The following is a 14,969-nucleotide window of genomic DNA, read 5'->3' as shown; positions in this document are numbered from 1 at the left end:
ATCTCGGTGTCGTAGGCCTGCCCGAAACGCTCCTTGAACGAAGGCGTAGTGGTGCCGCCCCATACACCTGGCGTGCTCTTGCGGACCAACCCGACATCGAGTCCGATCATGGCGCTGCCGAGTTCACCGACGACTTCGGTACGGACCTCGTACGCGATTCCGGTGGTAACGAACACCTCGGCATCGACGTGGCGACCGGACTCGGTGGCGAAGATCGCAATCTGCGGGTCCTGCAGTCCCGCAGGCGCGTGAGCGTTCGCCGCAGGCTTGATGATCTGTACCGAGGTAATTTCCTCGTCGAGTAGAAAGCGAGTGACGTCCACCTCATGCACGAGGGAATCCTTGACGATCATTGCGCTGTCGAAGCTCGGTGGTACTGCCGGGTCGTTGCGGCGGATGCAATGGAAGCGTCGATTCTCTAGTTAACCAATTGCTTGGTTGTTACGATCGCGGGGAGACAACCGCCGACGTCTGTGATTCGGTGGTGCCCAATCGCGAGGAGAGACATGCCCGAGGCCTACGTCGTCGACGCCGTTCGAACGCCCATCGGCAAACGTGGCGGCGCTCTGTCCGAGATTCATCCGGCCGATCTGGGTGCTGGAGTCCTTCGATCACTCCTCGATCGAACTCCGGTAGACCCCGTCGACGTCGACGACGTCATTTTCGGATGCGTCGATGCGATCGGGCCCCAGGCGGGGAACATTGCCCGTACGGCGTGGTTGGCGGCAGGCTACCCCGAACAGGTACCGGGCGTGACGGTGGACCGACAGTGCGGATCCAGCCAACAGGCCATCCATTTCGCAGCGCAGGCAATCATGAGCGGAACCGCGGACGTGATCGTAGCGGGCGGGGTTCAGAACATGTCCAAGATCCCGATCGCGGCCGCCATGACCGCCGGACGTGAGTACGGGTTCGACACCCCGTTCGCAGGCTCGGCCGGCTGGGAGCATCGATACGGCAAACAGGAAGTGTCGCAGTTCCGCGGCGCAGAAATGATCGCCGAAAAGTGGTCCATCAGCCGGCAACTCATGGAGGAGTTTGCGCTGTCGAGCCACACCCGGGCTCGCGCCGCGATCCACGAAGGTCGCTTCGACCGAGAAATCGTCGCGGTGGACGGCCACACTGTGGACGAGGGTCCGAGGTCGACCTCGCTCGAGAAGATGGCGTCGCTGCCGACGTTGGTCCCCGACGGTCGTCTCACCGCTGCCCTTGCGAGTCAGATTTCCGACGGTGCCAGTGCAGCACTACTTGTGTCCGAGTCGGCAGTTCGAAGGTACGAGCTGACCCCGCGCGCCCGAGTACATCATCTCAGCGCCCGCGGAAGTGATCCGATCTACATGTTGAGTGCACCCATCCCTGCTACCAAGTACGCATTGAAGAGGGCAGGACTCTCGATCGAGGACATCGACGTCATCGAGATCAACGAGGCGTTCGCCCCCGTCGTGCTTGCCTGGATCCAAGAGCTCGGGGCCGACCCCGCGAAGGTCAATGTCAACGGAGGCGCCATCGCACTGGGCCATCCGCTCGGTGCGACCGGAACAAAGCTGTTCGCGACGCTACTGTGCGAGCTCGAGCGCACCCAGGGCCGCTACGGACTGCAGACGATATGTGAGGGTGGAGGAACCGCGAACGTGACGATCATCGAACGACTCGGGTAGGTCGTTCCACTAGCCCGGCGACCCGGTCGATCGAGGCGATTGCTTCCGCGACAATCGCCTCGATCAATTCGGCGCAGGTGGGCAGATCGTCGAGCATGCCGACCACCTGCCCGGATGCGAGGACGCCCGCCTGCGTGTTGCCCTCCACGAGTCCGGCCTTGAGAAGCATCGGTGTATTGGCAGCCATCAATACCTGCGCCCAGGACAGATCCTTTCCGTGCCGCATTGCCCTACCGTCCCGAAGCATCGTGGAGACGGACATGCCGGTCATCTTCTTGAACTTCGACGCATTGCGGGCCGCGTGGAGGAAACCCCGTGCCCGCGACGAACTCTCCAGTGATTCCACCAGCGGCGTGCGCAGCACTCGGTGGGGCATCCCGTCCACCCGAGTGGAGACGACGGTTCCGTCCAAGCCGGACGCGAGATAGCGGTCCTTCACTTCGTCCGGAACCGTGCTCTCCTGAGTGAGGAGAAATCGTGTACCCATCGCGACGCCTGCCGCGCCGTAGGACAGTGCTGCAGCCAGGCCGCGACCGTCGAAGAAACCGCCGGCCGCGACGACGGGAATGTCGACGGCATCGAGTACCGAGGGAAGCAGCAAAGTCGTCGCTACCGGACCGGTGTGCCCGCCGCCTTCACCGCCCTGCACGATGACCGCGTCGGCTCCCCATCCAGCGACCTTCCTGGCATGTTTGGCCGCGCCGATAGACGGAATTACCACAACCCCGGCATCTTTGAGAGTGGCGATCAGCTCGGGCCGCGGAGCGAGCGCGAACGATGCGACACGAACGTTCTGCCGGATCAGCAATTCGACTCGCTCTGCCGCGTCGGACGCATCGGCTCTGATGTTGACTCCGAACGGACGGTCGGTTGCCGCTTTCGTCTTGGCGATCGCCGCGTCCAGTTCGGCATACGTCATCGTCGCCGACGCCAGTATGCCCAGACCGCCCGCGTTGGATGTCGCCGCGACGAGCCGCGGTCCGGCGACCCAACCCATTCCAGTCTGGACGACGGGATGTTCCACTCCGACGAGCTCGGTGAATGCGGTCTTCAATCGCGTCACGGCGTCGGCACCTCCTTCTCACGCGCACCGCGCGGATCGATGTCGTTGCGAATCAGGTGCAGCTCGTGTTCTGTCGGCGTTCGGGTTTCGGCGACGTCGGAGATGTCCAAGTCGAAACCGGTGGCGTCGACTACATCGCCGACGGACACGCCCGGATGCACGGAGATCAGTCTCATGGTGTTGCCCGGGCCCGAGAAGTCCAGGACAGCGAGGTTGGTCACGACGCGATGGACGTCGAGAAACCGAGCCGATGGGTTGTCGGGAAGCCTGTCGTACCCGACGCCGGACACCATGTCGACGCGGTCGACGAACACTCGGGCCGAATGCCTGGGAACCCAGTAGCTGGTGCGGTGATTGATCGTGTTTCCCGGACCGCCTCGAACGCCGAACATCTGCCGGGTCGGCTGCGCGTGCGGTCCGAAGCAGGAGATGTTCTGGTTGCCGAAGCGATCGAGTTGGTTGGCGCCCATGATCACATGTCGTCGTCCGGATGCGACCACATCGAACACCTTTCGGTACGGAATCCACCCCTCGAGGGTGCCCGGAGCTCCGAGCGCCGGGGTGTCGTCGAGCAGATAGGCCTCACCGTCGGACAGCAGAAGATCCGGTTCGCTGGTCGAACGCGCAAGCCGTGCACCGATACTCGGCATCAACCCCATCGGGCTGGCCATGATCTCGCCCGCTCCGGCGAGGAGGTCGGCGCACGCGGTCGCGCAGATCTCTGCTCGGGTCACGGTCACAGTAGGAGTTGTCACTTCGCCACCTCGGAGTTGCCGACGCTGATTCCCGACAGATAGTTCTCGTAGAAGATCGACCAGTCGTCGTCGTTGGCGGCGGCCGAAACGTATGCCCTCTGGAACTCCTCGTCTCGGTTGTAGTCCGGTACGCACGAGGTGAAGTGAGCGCCACCCGGTGCCTCGACGACTGCATCGACCATCATGCGATTGGTCAACATGGCCTGCGGCGGTGCGGCGGCGACGAGCTCGGCCGTGGTCACGATGTGCTCACAGGTCAGGTAGCGGCGCCGTGCAGCAAGTAGATACAGATCGTCGAAGTACGGGTCGGGTCCGAGGTAGACACCGTTCCCACTCGCGTCCGCACGATTGAGATGAACGAACGCCGCATCGAGGTTCAGCGCCGGCATCGCGACGAGTTCCTCGTAGTCATCGGTGCCGGCAACCGGATCCGGCGACCTCACTGTGCGCAGCTCGGGGTAATAGGTCATCACATCCGAACCGAGTCCGGCTCGAATGGGCAGGAACGGCAGCCGCGCTGCAGCCGCGCGCAGGCCGGCGTTGAGCATGCCTTCGTCGACCTCGCGGACCTCTATCGAACCTGTCGTCCTGGCCTTTGCGAACCACGGGTCGTACGGGATGGAGTCCAACGAGACGAACCCGAAGACCACTCTTCGAACCTTGCCGGCAGCACAGAGCAAACCCACGTCCGGTCCCCCGTACGACACGATGGTGAGGTCTTTCAGGGGCGAGCGCATCAGTGCCCGCACCGCGGCCATCGGTTTTCGGCGCGACCCCCAGCCGCCGATACCGATCGTCATCCCATCGGAGAGTTCTGCCACGATCGATTCGAGGGTGGTGGTCTTGTCACGTCGTGCGGGTGTGCTCATTTGCCTTCGTCCGCTTCTGTTGATGCTCGAAAGTTGTTGCGCAGGGAGGCTCGACGCGCCTCGTCGGCTGCGCCCGAGAGGTTGAGCTCGAAGGTGAATCCTTGCTCGAACCGGTAGCTGCGGTGAACCGGTTGCACGTCGATCCCGTTCAGCGCCTCTTTCGCAGCTCGAATGACCCTGGTGTCCTTCGCTGCGATGTCGCGGGCGATCCGTAGCGCCGCTTCGTCGAGTTGGTCTCGCGGGACGACGTCGTACACGGAGCCGAAGTGCTGCAATGCTTTCGCATCGATCGGGCGAGCCGTGTAATAAAGCGTTCGCATGAGGTGTTGGGGCACGAGACGGGCGAGATGAGTCGCCGCCCCGAGGGCACCGCGGTCGACTTCGGGAACGCCGAAGGTAGCGTCTTCGGAGGCCACGACCACGTCGGCATTACCGACGAGCCCGATACCTCCGCCGAGACAGAAACCCTGCACTGCAGCGATGACCGGTACCTCGCAGTCGTAGACCGCCGAGAAAGCAGCCGCGCATCCCTTGTTGGCACCGATGAGATGGTCGTAGCCCGAGAACCTTTCGATTTCCTTGATATCGACCCCGGCACAGAATCCTCGGTTCTCGGCCCGAAGTACGACTACATGGGTCTCGGTATCCTCCCCTGCTTCACGGACTGCGCGGGCAAGGTCGAACCACCCCTGGACGGGAATCGCATTCACCGGCGGGTAGTCGATCGTGACAGCGACGATGCCGGGTTCTGGCGTGGAAACGGTGACAGTCAAAATTCGATCCTTACTTTTTTCGTCCAAAGCAAGCATGTGCTTGGTAAGTTAACACAGTCGAACCGATGCGCTCATGGAGTTCGTCGATCCTTACGATCGAGGAGGTAGCGGTGCCGTCAGCTGGAGATGGTCAGGTCGTACTGGTCACCGGCGGGGTACGCGGGGTCGGTGTCGGAATTTCACGAGCCTTCCTCGCTGCCGGGTACGTGGTGATCACCTGCGCGCGACGACAGCCTGACACGCCGATAGTCGTGGGTGACCGCGAAGCCGAGTTTCTGGGGTGCGATGTTCGAAGCGAGGAAGAAGTATCCGATCTCGTCGCGCACATCATGAAGCGACACGGACGACTCGATGCTGTTGTCAACAATGCAGGTGGTTCCCCGTTCGCGCTGGCAGCGGAGGCCAGCGGACGCTTTCACCGCAAGATCATCGAGCTGAACCTCCTCGCGCCCCTGACGGTTGCCCGGGCAGCCAACGAGGTTATGCAGCAGCAGCTTACGGGCGGGTCCATCACGATGATCAGCAGCGTGAGCGCGCTTCGCCCCTCCCCCGGCACGGCAGCGTACGGAGCCGCCAAAGCTGGACTGGACAACCTTACGACGTCGCTGGCCGTCGAATGGGCACCCAAGGTCCGCGTCAACGGACTGAACGTCGGCATGGTCGAGACCGAGCAGAGCGCTCTGCACTACGGCGGTGAGGACGGCGTCGCTGCCGTCGCACGTACCGTCCCGTTGGGACGACTCGCCACGCCCGCAGATGTAGGCGCGTGCGCGGTTTTCCTGGCATCACCCGCCGCCGCCTACGTCAGCGGAGCGATGCTGGCCGTCCACGGAGGCGGCGAGCGACCCGCGTTCCTCGAGGCGGCAACTACGAACAAGACAACAGACACCGACAGAGCAACAGTTGATTCGGAGAGGGATCGTTCATGACAGATCTGTGCAGAGACCGCGTCGTCGTCGTCACTGGAGCCGGCCGCGGGATCGGACGCGCGCACGCGCTCGCATTCGCAGCCGAGGGCGCCAAGGTCGTGGTCAACGATGTCGGCGTCTCGATCGATGGGTCGAACGGTTCGGCAGGCCCCGCACAGGACGTGGTGGACGAAATCCGTTCTGCAGGTGGCCACGCCGTCGCGAACTCGGACGATGTCGCGGACTGGGATGGCGCAGGCAGGTTGATCGGCACCGCGGTCGAGCAGTTCGGAACGGTCGATGTGCTGATCAACAATGCGGGTTTTCTACGCGACCGCATGCTGGCCAACCTGGGTGAGGACGAGTGGGATGCCGTCATCCGTGTACACCTCAAGGGACATTTCGCGCCGCTGCGCCACGCCGCTGCGTACTGGCGATCAGAGTTCAAGGCCGGCCGTCCGGTCGATGCCCGCATCGTCAACACCAGCTCCGGCGCGGGGTTGCAGGGAAGCGTCGGGCAAGGCAACTATTCCGCGGCGAAAGCGGGAATCGCTGGGCTGACACTGGTTGCCGCCAGCGAACTCGCCGGCTATGGCATCACGGTCAACGCGATCGCACCAGCTGCGCGCACGCGCATGACCGAATCCGCATTTGCCGAGGACATGGCCGAGCCTACGAGCGGTTTCGATGCGATGGCGCCCGAAAATGTCTCGCCCCTGGTGGTCTGGCTCGGTAGCGCCGAGTCGGGGGACGTCACCGGGCGCATCTTCGAAGTGGAAGGAGGCATCGTTCGAGTGGCCGAGGGGTGGCGTCACGGTCCGTCCATCGACAACGGAGCACGATGGGATCCGTCGAAAATCGGTCCGGCAGTTCGTGATCTGCTGTCACGTTCAGAGACGCCGGTACCCGTGTACGGCGCGCGCTGACCTGGATGCCTGTTCTCTACGCGCGCTGGCTCGACACCGAGACGACCTCCCCGGTGAGGTACGTCGAGTAGTCGCTTGCCAGAAAGGCGATCGTCGATGCGATCTCCCACGGCTCCGCAGCACGGCCGAAGGCCTCGTCGGACGCCAGCTTCTCCAGCAGTTCCTCGGAGGTGACCTTGGCGAGAAATGCGTGGTTGGCGATGCTCGGCGCGACCGCATTGATGCGAACGCCGTATTCGGCGGCTTCGATCGCGCTGCAGCGCGTCAACGCCATCACGCCGGCTTTCGCGGCGGCGTAGTGCGCTTGACCGTGCTGCGCACGCCAACCCAGCACACTCGCATTGTTGACGATCACTCCACCGTGCTCGACGCCCCGGAAGTAGTTCAGCGCAGCGCGAGTGCACCGAAAGGTACCGTTCAGAGTCACATCCAGAACCCGTGACCACTGCTCATCCGTCATGTCGACGACCGGGGTCTCGCCGCCGAGGCCTGCGTTGTTCACCAGTACATCGATCCGCCCCAGTGCCGCGACGGCACCGTCGATCAGGGCGTCGACGCCGCTCGTGCTGGTGACATCACACGTCAGCGCTTCGACCCTGCCGAGCCCCAACGCTGCGAGTTCGGCGCGCGTACTTTCGAGTCGGCGGTCGTGAACGTCGGACACGAGGACGTCGGCACCTTCCATCAGCGCCCGACGCGCGGTCGCACTGCCGATTCCGGTGCCTGCAGCCGCCGTCACGACGACCGTTCGCCCGGCCAGAAGTCCATGCCCTGGCGTCTCGACGGGAGGTTGCGACAGTGATCCTGGCATCGGGGACCCTGTATTCGAGACCCCTGACTTCGTATGGTTCTGGGTGTTCACGGGCGCGCCTCTCGCGGAAGTCCGAGCACGCGCTCGGAGATGATGTTTCGCTGTATTTCGTTGGAACCGCCATAGATGGTGTCTGCTCGGGTGAACAGATACAGCCGTTGCCAGTCGTCCAGTTCTCCGGTGTCCGACAGCATCGACGACGGCCCGACGACCTCCATGGCGAGCTCCCCCAGCCCTCGATGCCAATTGGCCCACAGCAATTTGGAGATCGAATCCTCCCCTGCTGTACCTGAACCGCCGAGGGTCGATGCAGCGTAGGCACGCATCACGCGCAATCCGATCCACGCTCTCGTCAGCTTCTCGCGGACCGCTGGATCGTCGATACTGCCATTGCTGCACGCTACCGAGATGATGCCCTCCAATTCACGCGCGAAGCCCACTTGCTGCCCCAGCGTCGACACGCCGCGTTCGAATCCCAGGGTCGCCATCGCAACCGACCATCCCTGGCCGGGTTCTCCGACAACGAGGTCTGCGGAGGTTCGCGCGCCGTCGAAGAAGACCTCGTTGAATTCCGAGGTCCCGGTCAGCTGAGTGATCGGGCGCACTGTGACGCCGTCCTGCTTCATCGGAACGAGCAGGTAGGACAATCCGGCGTGACGCGCCGAACCCTTCTCGGACCGGACGAGAACGAACGCCCAATCGGACAGGTGTGCAAGCGAAGTCCACACCTTCTGCCCCGTGATGACCCACTCGTTGCCGTCGAGCGCCGCCGCGGTCGACACTGCGGCGAGGTCGGATCCGGCACCTGGCTCGGAGTAGCCCTGGCACCACAGTTCGCTCACCGAATTGATGGACGGGAGAAACCTGGACTTCTGCTCCGGTGTTCCGAACGCGATGAGCGTCGGCCCGAGCAGTTCCTCGCCGATGTGGCTCACACGAGCCGGAGCGTTCGCCCGTGCGTATTCCTCGTGAAAGATCACCTGGAGTTCGAGAGGTAGCGCGCGGCCTCCGTACTCGGTCGGCCAGCCGAGGCATGTCCATCCAGATGCGGCCAGATGGCGGTCCCACGCGAGGCGCTCGTCGAATGCCTCATGTTCACGCCCCGGTCCGCCCAGGCCCTTCAACGCGCCGAACCGACCGGCGAGGTTATCGCTCAGCCACTCTCGCACCGTTCGACGAAAACGGTCGGCATCGAAATCTTCGCCGTGCTCGACTCTTCCCTCTTCGCTGCCCATTCGGGTACGTTAACAAACCAAGCCCTTGCTCAGCTAGGAGTTGACAGTGTCGGACTACGGGCAGACCACCCCGAGTGCGTTGATGCACGCCGCCGCAGCGTTCGCCGACGCAGATGCCATCGTCGACGGCTCCGTTCGGATCTCCTTTCGCGAATTGCTCGACTGTGTGACAGAGACCGCGCGCGCCTTCATCACCCTGGGAGTCGAATATGGCGACCGCGTGGCGCTCTGGGCTCCGAACACGTATCACTGGATCGTCAGCGCCCTGGCGGCCCATGTCGCAGGCGCCGTGCTGGTGCCGATCAATACTCGCTACACCACTGCGGAGGCGACCGACATTCTCGAGCGGACCCGCGCGCGTTTGCTCGTGGTCCCCGACAGGTTCCTCGGCGTAGATCGCCTGGCGGAGCTCGATTTCGCCGCACTGAGTCGCCTACAGGTCGTCACGATTCCGCTGGGCATCGACACCAGGCCCTCGCACGGGCCCGTCACGCGCTGGTCCGAACTTGCCGCGCTCGCAACCGCAACGCCGGAATCCACCATCCTGGAGAGGTCGAATGCGCTCACCGGTGACTCGGTCAGCGACATCCTCTTCACATCGGGAACCACCGGCAAGAGCAAAGGCGCTATGAGTGCACACCGTCAATCACTGTCGGTCGCTCGCGCATGGGCGGAGTGCACGGGCTTGAAAGTCGGCGATCGCTACCTCGTCGTCAATCCGTTCTTTCACAGTTTCGGTTTCAAGGCAGGAATTCTTGCTGCCCTCTCCGTCGGCGCGACGATTTACCCCATGGCTGTGTACGACCCGGAGACAGCCATGAGGGTGATCGATCGCAACCGAATCACCGTGCTTCCCGGCGCTCCGACGATCTTCTCGACGATTCTCGACCATCCCTCACGACCCGAGTACGACCTGTCGTCGTTGCGGCTCGCCGTCACCGGTGCAGCCGTCGTACCCGTCACGCTGATCGAGCGCATGCGGGACGAGTTGACCATCGACACGACGTTGACCGCGTACGGACTCACCGAAGCCGTCGTCGCGACGATGTGTCGCCCGGGCGACGATGCGAAGACGGTTGCTTCGAGCTCGGGACGTGCGGCCGCCGGATGCGAGATCAGAATCGGAGACCGCGACGAGATCCTGGTACGCGGCCCCAACGTGATGCTCGGCTATCTCGACGACCCGGAAGCTACCGCAGCCGCGATCGACCGCGACGGTTGGCTGCACACAGGGGACGTCGGAAGGCTCGATCACCGCGGGTATCTCACTGTCACCGATCGAGTGAAGGACATGTACATCTCGGGCGGGTTCAACGTCTATCCCGCCGAGATCGAGCAGGTGATCCTGCGTTTCGCGGGTGTGGCCGATGTCGCGGTCGTGGGCAAGTCCGATCCACGACTCGGAGAGGTCGGAGTTGCCGTCGTCGTCCCGTCGCCAGGCGCACAGATCGACGCCGAAGCCCTGCTCACCCACTGCCGCACCGTGCTGGCGGGATTCAAGGTACCCAAGACAGTGGAATTACGGAACGAGCTGCCCCGGAACGCGGGCGGAAAGATACTCAAACGTGTACTGCGCGAGGAGCTCCGATGACGAATGAAACCGAAGAGAACGTTGTCACGTACGAGGTGCGTGGTTCGACGGCGATCGTCACGATGAATCGGCCCGAATACCGCAACGCCCAGAATTCGGCAATGACGTACGCGCTGGACCGCGCCTTCACCGACGCGGTGGAGGACGACCGCGTCAAGGTCATCGTCCTTGCAGGTAACGGCAAGCATTTCTCGGCGGGCCACGATATCGGCACTCCAGGACGCGATGTCGACGCGCACTACGAGAACAGGGCGGTCCTGTGGTGGGATCACGTCCGAAAGACCGGCGGTGACCAACGATTCGCGCGTGAGATGGAGGTCTACCTCGGAATGTGCCGTCGGTGGCGGGACATTCCGAAACCGACGATCGCATCGGTGCAGGGGGCATGCATCGCGGGCGGGCTGATGCTGTCGTGGATCTGCGATCTCATCGTCGCGAGCGATGATGCGTTTTTCTCGGATCCAGTCGTTCGGATGGGAATTCCGGGCGTCGAGTATTTCGCACATCCGTGGGTTCTCGGTCCGCGTCGAGCGAAAGAGATCCTGTTCACGGGCGATAGGTTCTCTGCCGCAGAAGCTTTCGAGTGGGGCATGGTCAACCGAGTGGTTCCCCGCGCCGAACTCGAGTCCGAAACCACTGCACTCGCCGACCGGATCGCAGCCATGCCTGCCTTCGGGCTCGCATTGACGAAGAAGGCTGTCAACCAATGCGAAGATCTCATGGGAATGCGATCCGGGATGGATTCGGTGTTCGGATTGCACCATTTCGCGCATTCGCATAATGCGGAAGTGGACGCTGATTCGCTCGGCGGGATGGACGCGAAATCCATGAAGAGCTCCGCGACATCGACGACCGAAAAGAGCTGACGGGGATGGATCTCGATCTCGATACCGCCACCGAAGCGTTTCGCGACAGCGCGCGGACGTTTCTGCGCACGCACCTACCGAGCACTCCTCTGCCGTCCTTGGACACGGCGGAAGGGTTCGAAGCGCACAGGGAGTGGGAACGCTCTCTTGCGTCCGCGAAGTACTCGGTGGTGTCCTGGCCCGAACGATACGGGGGCCGAGACGCATCCATGCTCGAGTGGGTGGTGTTCGAGGAGGAGTACTACGCCGCCGGCGCACCGGCACGCGTCAGTCAGAACGGGATCTTTCTCCTCGCCCCGACGCTGTTCGAGCACGGGACAGAGGAACAGCTGGACCGGATACTCCCTCGCATGGCCAGAGCGGACGATATCTGGGCGCAGGCATGGTCCGAGCCCGAAGCGGGGAGCGATCTCGCAGGCATCAGATCGACGGCCAAGCGAACCGACGGCGGTTGGATTCTCGACGGCCAGAAGACATGGAGTTCACGAGCGAGTTTCGCCGACAGAGCATTCGGCCTCTTTCGCTCCGACCCGTCCGCTCCCCGACACCGCGGACTCACGTACTGCATGTTTCCGCTCACTGCCGACGGCGTGACTGTGCGACCCATCGCACAACTCGACGGCGAACCGGGTTTCGCCGAAATATTCCTCGACGGTGTATTCGTCCCCGACTCCGATGTCATCGGCAAGCCGGATGATGGCTGGCGCGTGGCAATGAGCACCTCCAGCAACGAACGCGGAATGTCACTGCGCAGTCCAGGCCGATTCGTGACGGCCGCGGAGAAGCTGGTGTCGTTGCTCGACGAACACGGCGGTAGATCGGATGCCGTCGGTGACCGAGTCGTGGATGCGTGGATCGCGGCACAGGCGTATCGGCTTCACACCTTCGGGACCGTCACGCGACTGGCAGAGGGCGGGAGCCTCGGAGCGGAATCTTCGGTGACCAAGGTGTTCTGGTCCGAACTCGACGTAGCACTGCACGAGACGGCCCTCGAGATCCTCGGGGCGGGCGCCGAACGTGCAAGTTCCTGGACCGACGGGTACCTGTTTTCACTGTCGGGCCCAATCTATGCCGGCACCAACGAAATTCAACGCAACGTCATAGCCGAACGACTGCTCGGCCTACCGAGGGCAGAGCGATGAGATTCGCTTTGGACGCCTCACAACTCGATTTCGCTGCGAGTCTGGATTCGATGCTGGGTGCGGCCGACGTCCCGACTGTCAGCCGGGCCCTCGCATCCGGCGACGTACTCCCCTGCCGAAATTTGTGGACTTCGCTGGCCCAACTCGGAGTTACCAGCCTGTCGATCGATCCCGAATTCGATGGACTCGGCGCCGATCCGGTGGACATGGTCGTTGCGCTCGAGCGGCTGGGAAAATGGGCCGTGCCCGGCCCGGTAGTGGAATCGATCGTGGCCGTGCCCGCCCTGTTGGGGGCCCTCCCCTCCGAACAACAGCGGGAGTGGTTGCCGGGCCTTGCGTCGGGACAGCTGATCTCGACGTTGGCGATGGAACCGCACGTGCCGTACGCGGTCGATCCGGCTATGGCAGATGTCGTGCTGCTGGCACGCACAGCATCGGTATCCACAGCATCGGTGTCCACAGCAACGGTCATAGCCGTTCACGAATCGATCGATCCGTCGCGCCGGTTGGGCGAGGTTGTGGCCGAAGGTACTCAGATCGCTGGAGGCGACAGTACCGAAGCAATCGACAGAGCCGAGGTGCTCGCCACGCTGGCCTGCGCCGCGCAGCTTCTGGGTGCTGGTCAGGCCATGTTGGACGCCACTGTCGACTACGCCAAGTCCAGGCAGCAGTTCGGACGACCGATCGGATCGTTCCAAGCGATCAAGCATGCATTGGCCGACGTCTTCATCGGCCTGGAGTTGGCGCGACCCGTCCTGTTCAACGCCGCACTGTCGGTCGGCGCGAACTCACGGCACGCGCGGCGAGACGCTTCGGCCGCGAAGGTCGTCTGCGGCACCGCGGCGAACTCGTCGAGCCGCACGGCACTGCAGGTGCATGGGGCGATCGGCTACACCATGGAATACGACCTGTCACTGTGGACCACCAAAGTTCGTGCACTGCAGTCCTCGTGGGGTACGGCCGCCGTACACCGTCGGCGCGTTCTGGAGTCCCTGTGAATGCGCTGACCGAAGATCAGAGGATGCTCGCCGAAACCATGCGCGCGGTGTTGACCAAGAAGGCGACGCCGGCGGCTGTGCGTGCAGCTATGACGTCCAACGACAGGTTCGATCGTGAGCTGTGGACGCTCCTGTGCGAACAAGTCGGTGTCGGCGGGATCTCGATCGGTGAGCAGTTCGGAGGGTCCGGTGGCGGACCGGTCGATCAACTCATCGTCGCCGAGGAATTGGGTAGGGCGCTCGTACCTTCGCCTGCACTTGGATCGTCCGGTGTGTGTGCAGCGCTCGTCGAGGCGTCCGACGATGAGGAAGCCAAAGCCCGTCTGCTGCCCGACATCGCTGCAGGTTCGTCGATCGTGTCGCTGTGCGCGGCCGACGAACAGGGCGACTGGTCCCACGGGGCACCCGTAGAAGCACGGTACGACGACGAGTGGTCGTTGACAGGGCGGGCACACTACGTCCTCGATGCCGCCTCGGCGTCGACGCTCCTCGTCGCCGCCCGATCAGCGGACGGAATGGAACTCTTCGAAGTCGATGCTCGCGCTCGGGGGGTGCTGTGCTCCGGGGGCGCAACGATGGACCCCACTCGTGCGCTCTACGAAGTTGCATTCGACGGTGCTGCTGCGCGCCGACTCGAGACTACCGATGCCTCAGCCGTACTGGAACAGGCGATCGATCGGGGCATGGTTCTCCTTGCCGGCGAACAAGTCGGAGCTGCGGCGCGGTGCCTGGAGCTCACCGTCGAGCACACCAAGTCGAGGGTGCAGTTCGCACGTCCCATCGGCAGTTTCCAGGCACTCAAACACCGAATGGCCGATCTACACGTACTCGTCGAGACTGCAAGGGCAACAGCATATTTCGCGGCATCGTCTCCAGATCGACACACCTCCGCAGGCGTTGCACGAGCCTACTGTTCGGAGGCCTTCACAGCTGTAGCGGCGGAGTGCGTCCAGCTTCACGGCGGTATCGCCATCACCTGGGAGCACGACATGCAGTTGTACTTCAAGCGCGCGCATTCGAGTTCACAACTGTTCGGACTCCCCCGGGTGCACGTTGCCGCACTCGAAGGCGCCGCGGGTCTGCCGCGCCGGACGGTGCAGCCCCGATCCGACGCACGCCGAGTAGAAAGTGAATAATTCAGCTATGGCTGCATCACCGAAATCCTCCCGGGCCGCATCGACGCCGCAGCCGCGCAGCACCGGCCGCAACAACGTTCGTGGACGAAACAGCAGCGGTGGCAGGAGCAGCGAGCAATCGGGTCAGGGGTCGGAGCGTCGGCAGGCGCTGGTCGAGATCGCAGCCGAACTCTTCGCGGAAAAGGGATTTCGCTCGACCACCGTCCGCGAGATCGGTGATGCAGCGGGGGTGCTCTCC

Annotated in this window: 15 protein-coding genes and 1 pseudogene; 9 read left to right on the top strand and 7 right to left on the bottom strand. The window is 63.4% G+C overall.

What is annotated here, in order from left to right; genetic code table 11:
• A pseudogene (locus A2J03_RS22300) lies at positions 1-404 on the bottom strand (Gfo/Idh/MocA family protein); the annotation flags it as partial.
• 102 nt (positions 405-506) lie between these two features.
• On the opposite strand from A2J03_RS22300, the gene A2J03_RS22295 reads away from it, so the two are divergent.
• Positions 507-1,658: an acetyl-CoA C-acetyltransferase gene (locus tag A2J03_RS22295; RefSeq protein ID WP_068378355.1), complete on the top strand. Its 1,152-nt coding sequence runs from the start codon at positions 507-509 to the stop codon at positions 1,656-1,658.
• Here A2J03_RS22295 and A2J03_RS22290 read toward each other — a convergent pair.
• From A2J03_RS22290 to A2J03_RS22275, 4 genes are read right to left on the bottom strand one after another with little or no spacing between them, the layout of a single operon-like run.
• Complete coding sequence (locus A2J03_RS22290) at positions 1,639-2,721, bottom strand: NAD(P)H-dependent flavin oxidoreductase (RefSeq protein ID WP_068378353.1); 1,083 nt, start codon at positions 2,719-2,721, stop codon at positions 1,639-1,641. The two genes, A2J03_RS22295 and A2J03_RS22290, sit on opposite strands and share 20 nt — an antisense overlap.
• A complete protein-coding gene (locus A2J03_RS22285; RefSeq protein WP_068378351.1) occupies positions 2,718-3,476 on the bottom strand; it encodes a CoA-transferase subunit beta in 759 nt (252 codons plus the stop codon). Before A2J03_RS22285 ends, A2J03_RS22290 begins: the two co-directional genes overlap by 4 nt.
• Entirely contained in the window at positions 3,473-4,345 is an 873-nt protein-coding gene (locus tag A2J03_RS22280) for a CoA transferase subunit A (RefSeq protein ID WP_068378349.1), read from the bottom strand. Before A2J03_RS22280 ends, A2J03_RS22285 begins: the two co-directional genes overlap by 4 nt.
• A complete protein-coding gene (locus A2J03_RS22275; RefSeq protein WP_068378357.1) occupies positions 4,342-5,118 on the bottom strand; it encodes an enoyl-CoA hydratase family protein in 777 nt (258 codons plus the stop codon). The genes A2J03_RS22280 and A2J03_RS22275 overlap by 4 nt, the downstream gene beginning before the upstream one ends.
• 65 nt (positions 5,119-5,183) lie before the next feature.
• On the opposite strand from A2J03_RS22275, the gene A2J03_RS22270 reads away from it, so the two are divergent.
• Positions 5,184-6,047 carry an SDR family oxidoreductase gene (locus tag A2J03_RS22270; RefSeq protein WP_068378346.1) on the top strand — a complete coding sequence of 288 codons (864 nt, stop codon included), beginning with the start codon at positions 5,184-5,186 and terminating at the stop codon, positions 6,045-6,047.
• On the top strand, positions 6,044-6,952 hold the full coding sequence (locus A2J03_RS22265) for an SDR family oxidoreductase (protein WP_068378344.1): 909 nt from the start codon (positions 6,044-6,046) through the stop codon (positions 6,950-6,952). The genes A2J03_RS22270 and A2J03_RS22265 overlap by 4 nt, the downstream gene beginning before the upstream one ends.
• A gap of 16 nt (positions 6,953-6,968) precedes the next feature.
• Here the strand turns inward: A2J03_RS22265 and A2J03_RS22260 are convergent, their stop codons facing one another.
• Together A2J03_RS22260 and A2J03_RS22255 are read right to left on the bottom strand one after the other, a co-directional pair.
• Positions 6,969-7,763, bottom strand: coding sequence for an SDR family oxidoreductase (locus A2J03_RS22260; protein ID WP_068378342.1), 795 nt, complete (start codon positions 7,761-7,763; stop codon positions 6,969-6,971).
• Positions 7,764-7,810: 47 nt separating this feature from the next.
• Entirely contained in the window at positions 7,811-8,998 is a 1,188-nt protein-coding gene (locus tag A2J03_RS22255; protein ID WP_068378340.1) for an acyl-CoA dehydrogenase family protein, read from the bottom strand.
• Between the two features lie 46 nt (positions 8,999-9,044).
• Between A2J03_RS22255 and A2J03_RS22250 the strand changes: the two genes are divergently transcribed.
• From A2J03_RS22250 to A2J03_RS22225, 6 genes are all read left to right on the top strand, one after another.
• The gene (locus A2J03_RS22250) at positions 9,045-10,589 is read left to right on the top strand and encodes a FadD3 family acyl-CoA ligase (RefSeq protein WP_068378338.1); all 1,545 of its coding nucleotides are present in this window, start codon (positions 9,045-9,047) and stop codon (positions 10,587-10,589) included.
• Positions 10,586-11,455, top strand: coding sequence for an enoyl-CoA hydratase (locus tag A2J03_RS22245; RefSeq protein WP_068378336.1), 870 nt, complete (start codon positions 10,586-10,588; stop codon positions 11,453-11,455). The genes A2J03_RS22250 and A2J03_RS22245 overlap by 4 nt, the downstream gene beginning before the upstream one ends.
• 5 nt (positions 11,456-11,460) lie before the next feature.
• Positions 11,461-12,597 (top strand): acyl-CoA dehydrogenase family protein, encoded by a 1,137-nt coding sequence (locus tag A2J03_RS22240; RefSeq protein ID WP_068378334.1) that lies wholly within the window; start codon positions 11,461-11,463, stop codon positions 12,595-12,597.
• On the top strand, positions 12,594-13,595 hold the full coding sequence (locus A2J03_RS22235) for an acyl-CoA dehydrogenase family protein (protein ID WP_068378332.1): 1,002 nt from the start codon (positions 12,594-12,596) through the stop codon (positions 13,593-13,595). Before A2J03_RS22240 ends, A2J03_RS22235 begins: the two co-directional genes overlap by 4 nt.
• Positions 13,592-14,731: an acyl-CoA dehydrogenase family protein gene (locus tag A2J03_RS22230; RefSeq protein WP_068378330.1), complete on the top strand. Its 1,140-nt coding sequence runs from the start codon at positions 13,592-13,594 to the stop codon at positions 14,729-14,731. The genes A2J03_RS22235 and A2J03_RS22230 overlap by 4 nt, the downstream gene beginning before the upstream one ends.
• A 7-nt stretch (positions 14,732-14,738) precedes the next feature.
• A partial coding sequence (locus A2J03_RS22225; protein WP_156520528.1) for a TetR/AcrR family transcriptional regulator occupies positions 14,739-14,969 on the top strand: 231 nt, incomplete at its 3' end.

The sequence above is a fragment of the Rhodococcus sp. EPR-157 genome, from assembly GCF_001647195.1.
GTDB lineage: Bacteria > Actinomycetota > Actinomycetes > Mycobacteriales > Mycobacteriaceae > Rhodococcoides.
This window is presented reverse-complemented; position numbering and strand designations above follow the sequence as displayed.

Excerpts from the sequence above, each read along its gene's own strand:
- A2J03_RS22240 (WP_068378334.1), top strand. The coding sequence starts at position 11,461 with ATGGATCTCGATCTCGATACCGCCACCGAAGCGTTTCGCGACAGCGCG.
- A2J03_RS22295 (WP_068378355.1), top strand. The coding sequence starts at position 507 with ATGCCCGAGGCCTACGTCGTCGACGCCGTTCGAACGCCCATCGGCAAA.
- A2J03_RS22260 (WP_068378342.1), bottom strand. The coding sequence starts at position 7,763 with ATGCCAGGATCACTGTCGCAACCTCCCGTCGAGACGCCAGGGCATGGA.
- A2J03_RS22265 (WP_068378344.1), top strand. The coding sequence starts at position 6,044 with ATGACAGATCTGTGCAGAGACCGCGTCGTCGTCGTCACTGGAGCCGGC.
- A2J03_RS22270 (WP_068378346.1), top strand. The coding sequence starts at position 5,184 with ATGCGCTCATGGAGTTCGTCGATCCTTACGATCGAGGAGGTAGCGGTG.
- A2J03_RS22235 (WP_068378332.1), top strand. The coding sequence starts at position 12,594 with ATGAGATTCGCTTTGGACGCCTCACAACTCGATTTCGCTGCGAGTCTG.
- A2J03_RS22255 (WP_068378340.1), bottom strand. The coding sequence starts at position 8,998 with ATGGGCAGCGAAGAGGGAAGAGTCGAGCACGGCGAAGATTTCGATGCC.
- A2J03_RS22280 (WP_068378349.1), bottom strand. The coding sequence starts at position 4,345 with ATGAGCACACCCGCACGACGTGACAAGACCACCACCCTCGAATCGATC.
- A2J03_RS22245 (WP_068378336.1), top strand. The coding sequence starts at position 10,586 with ATGACGAATGAAACCGAAGAGAACGTTGTCACGTACGAGGTGCGTGGT.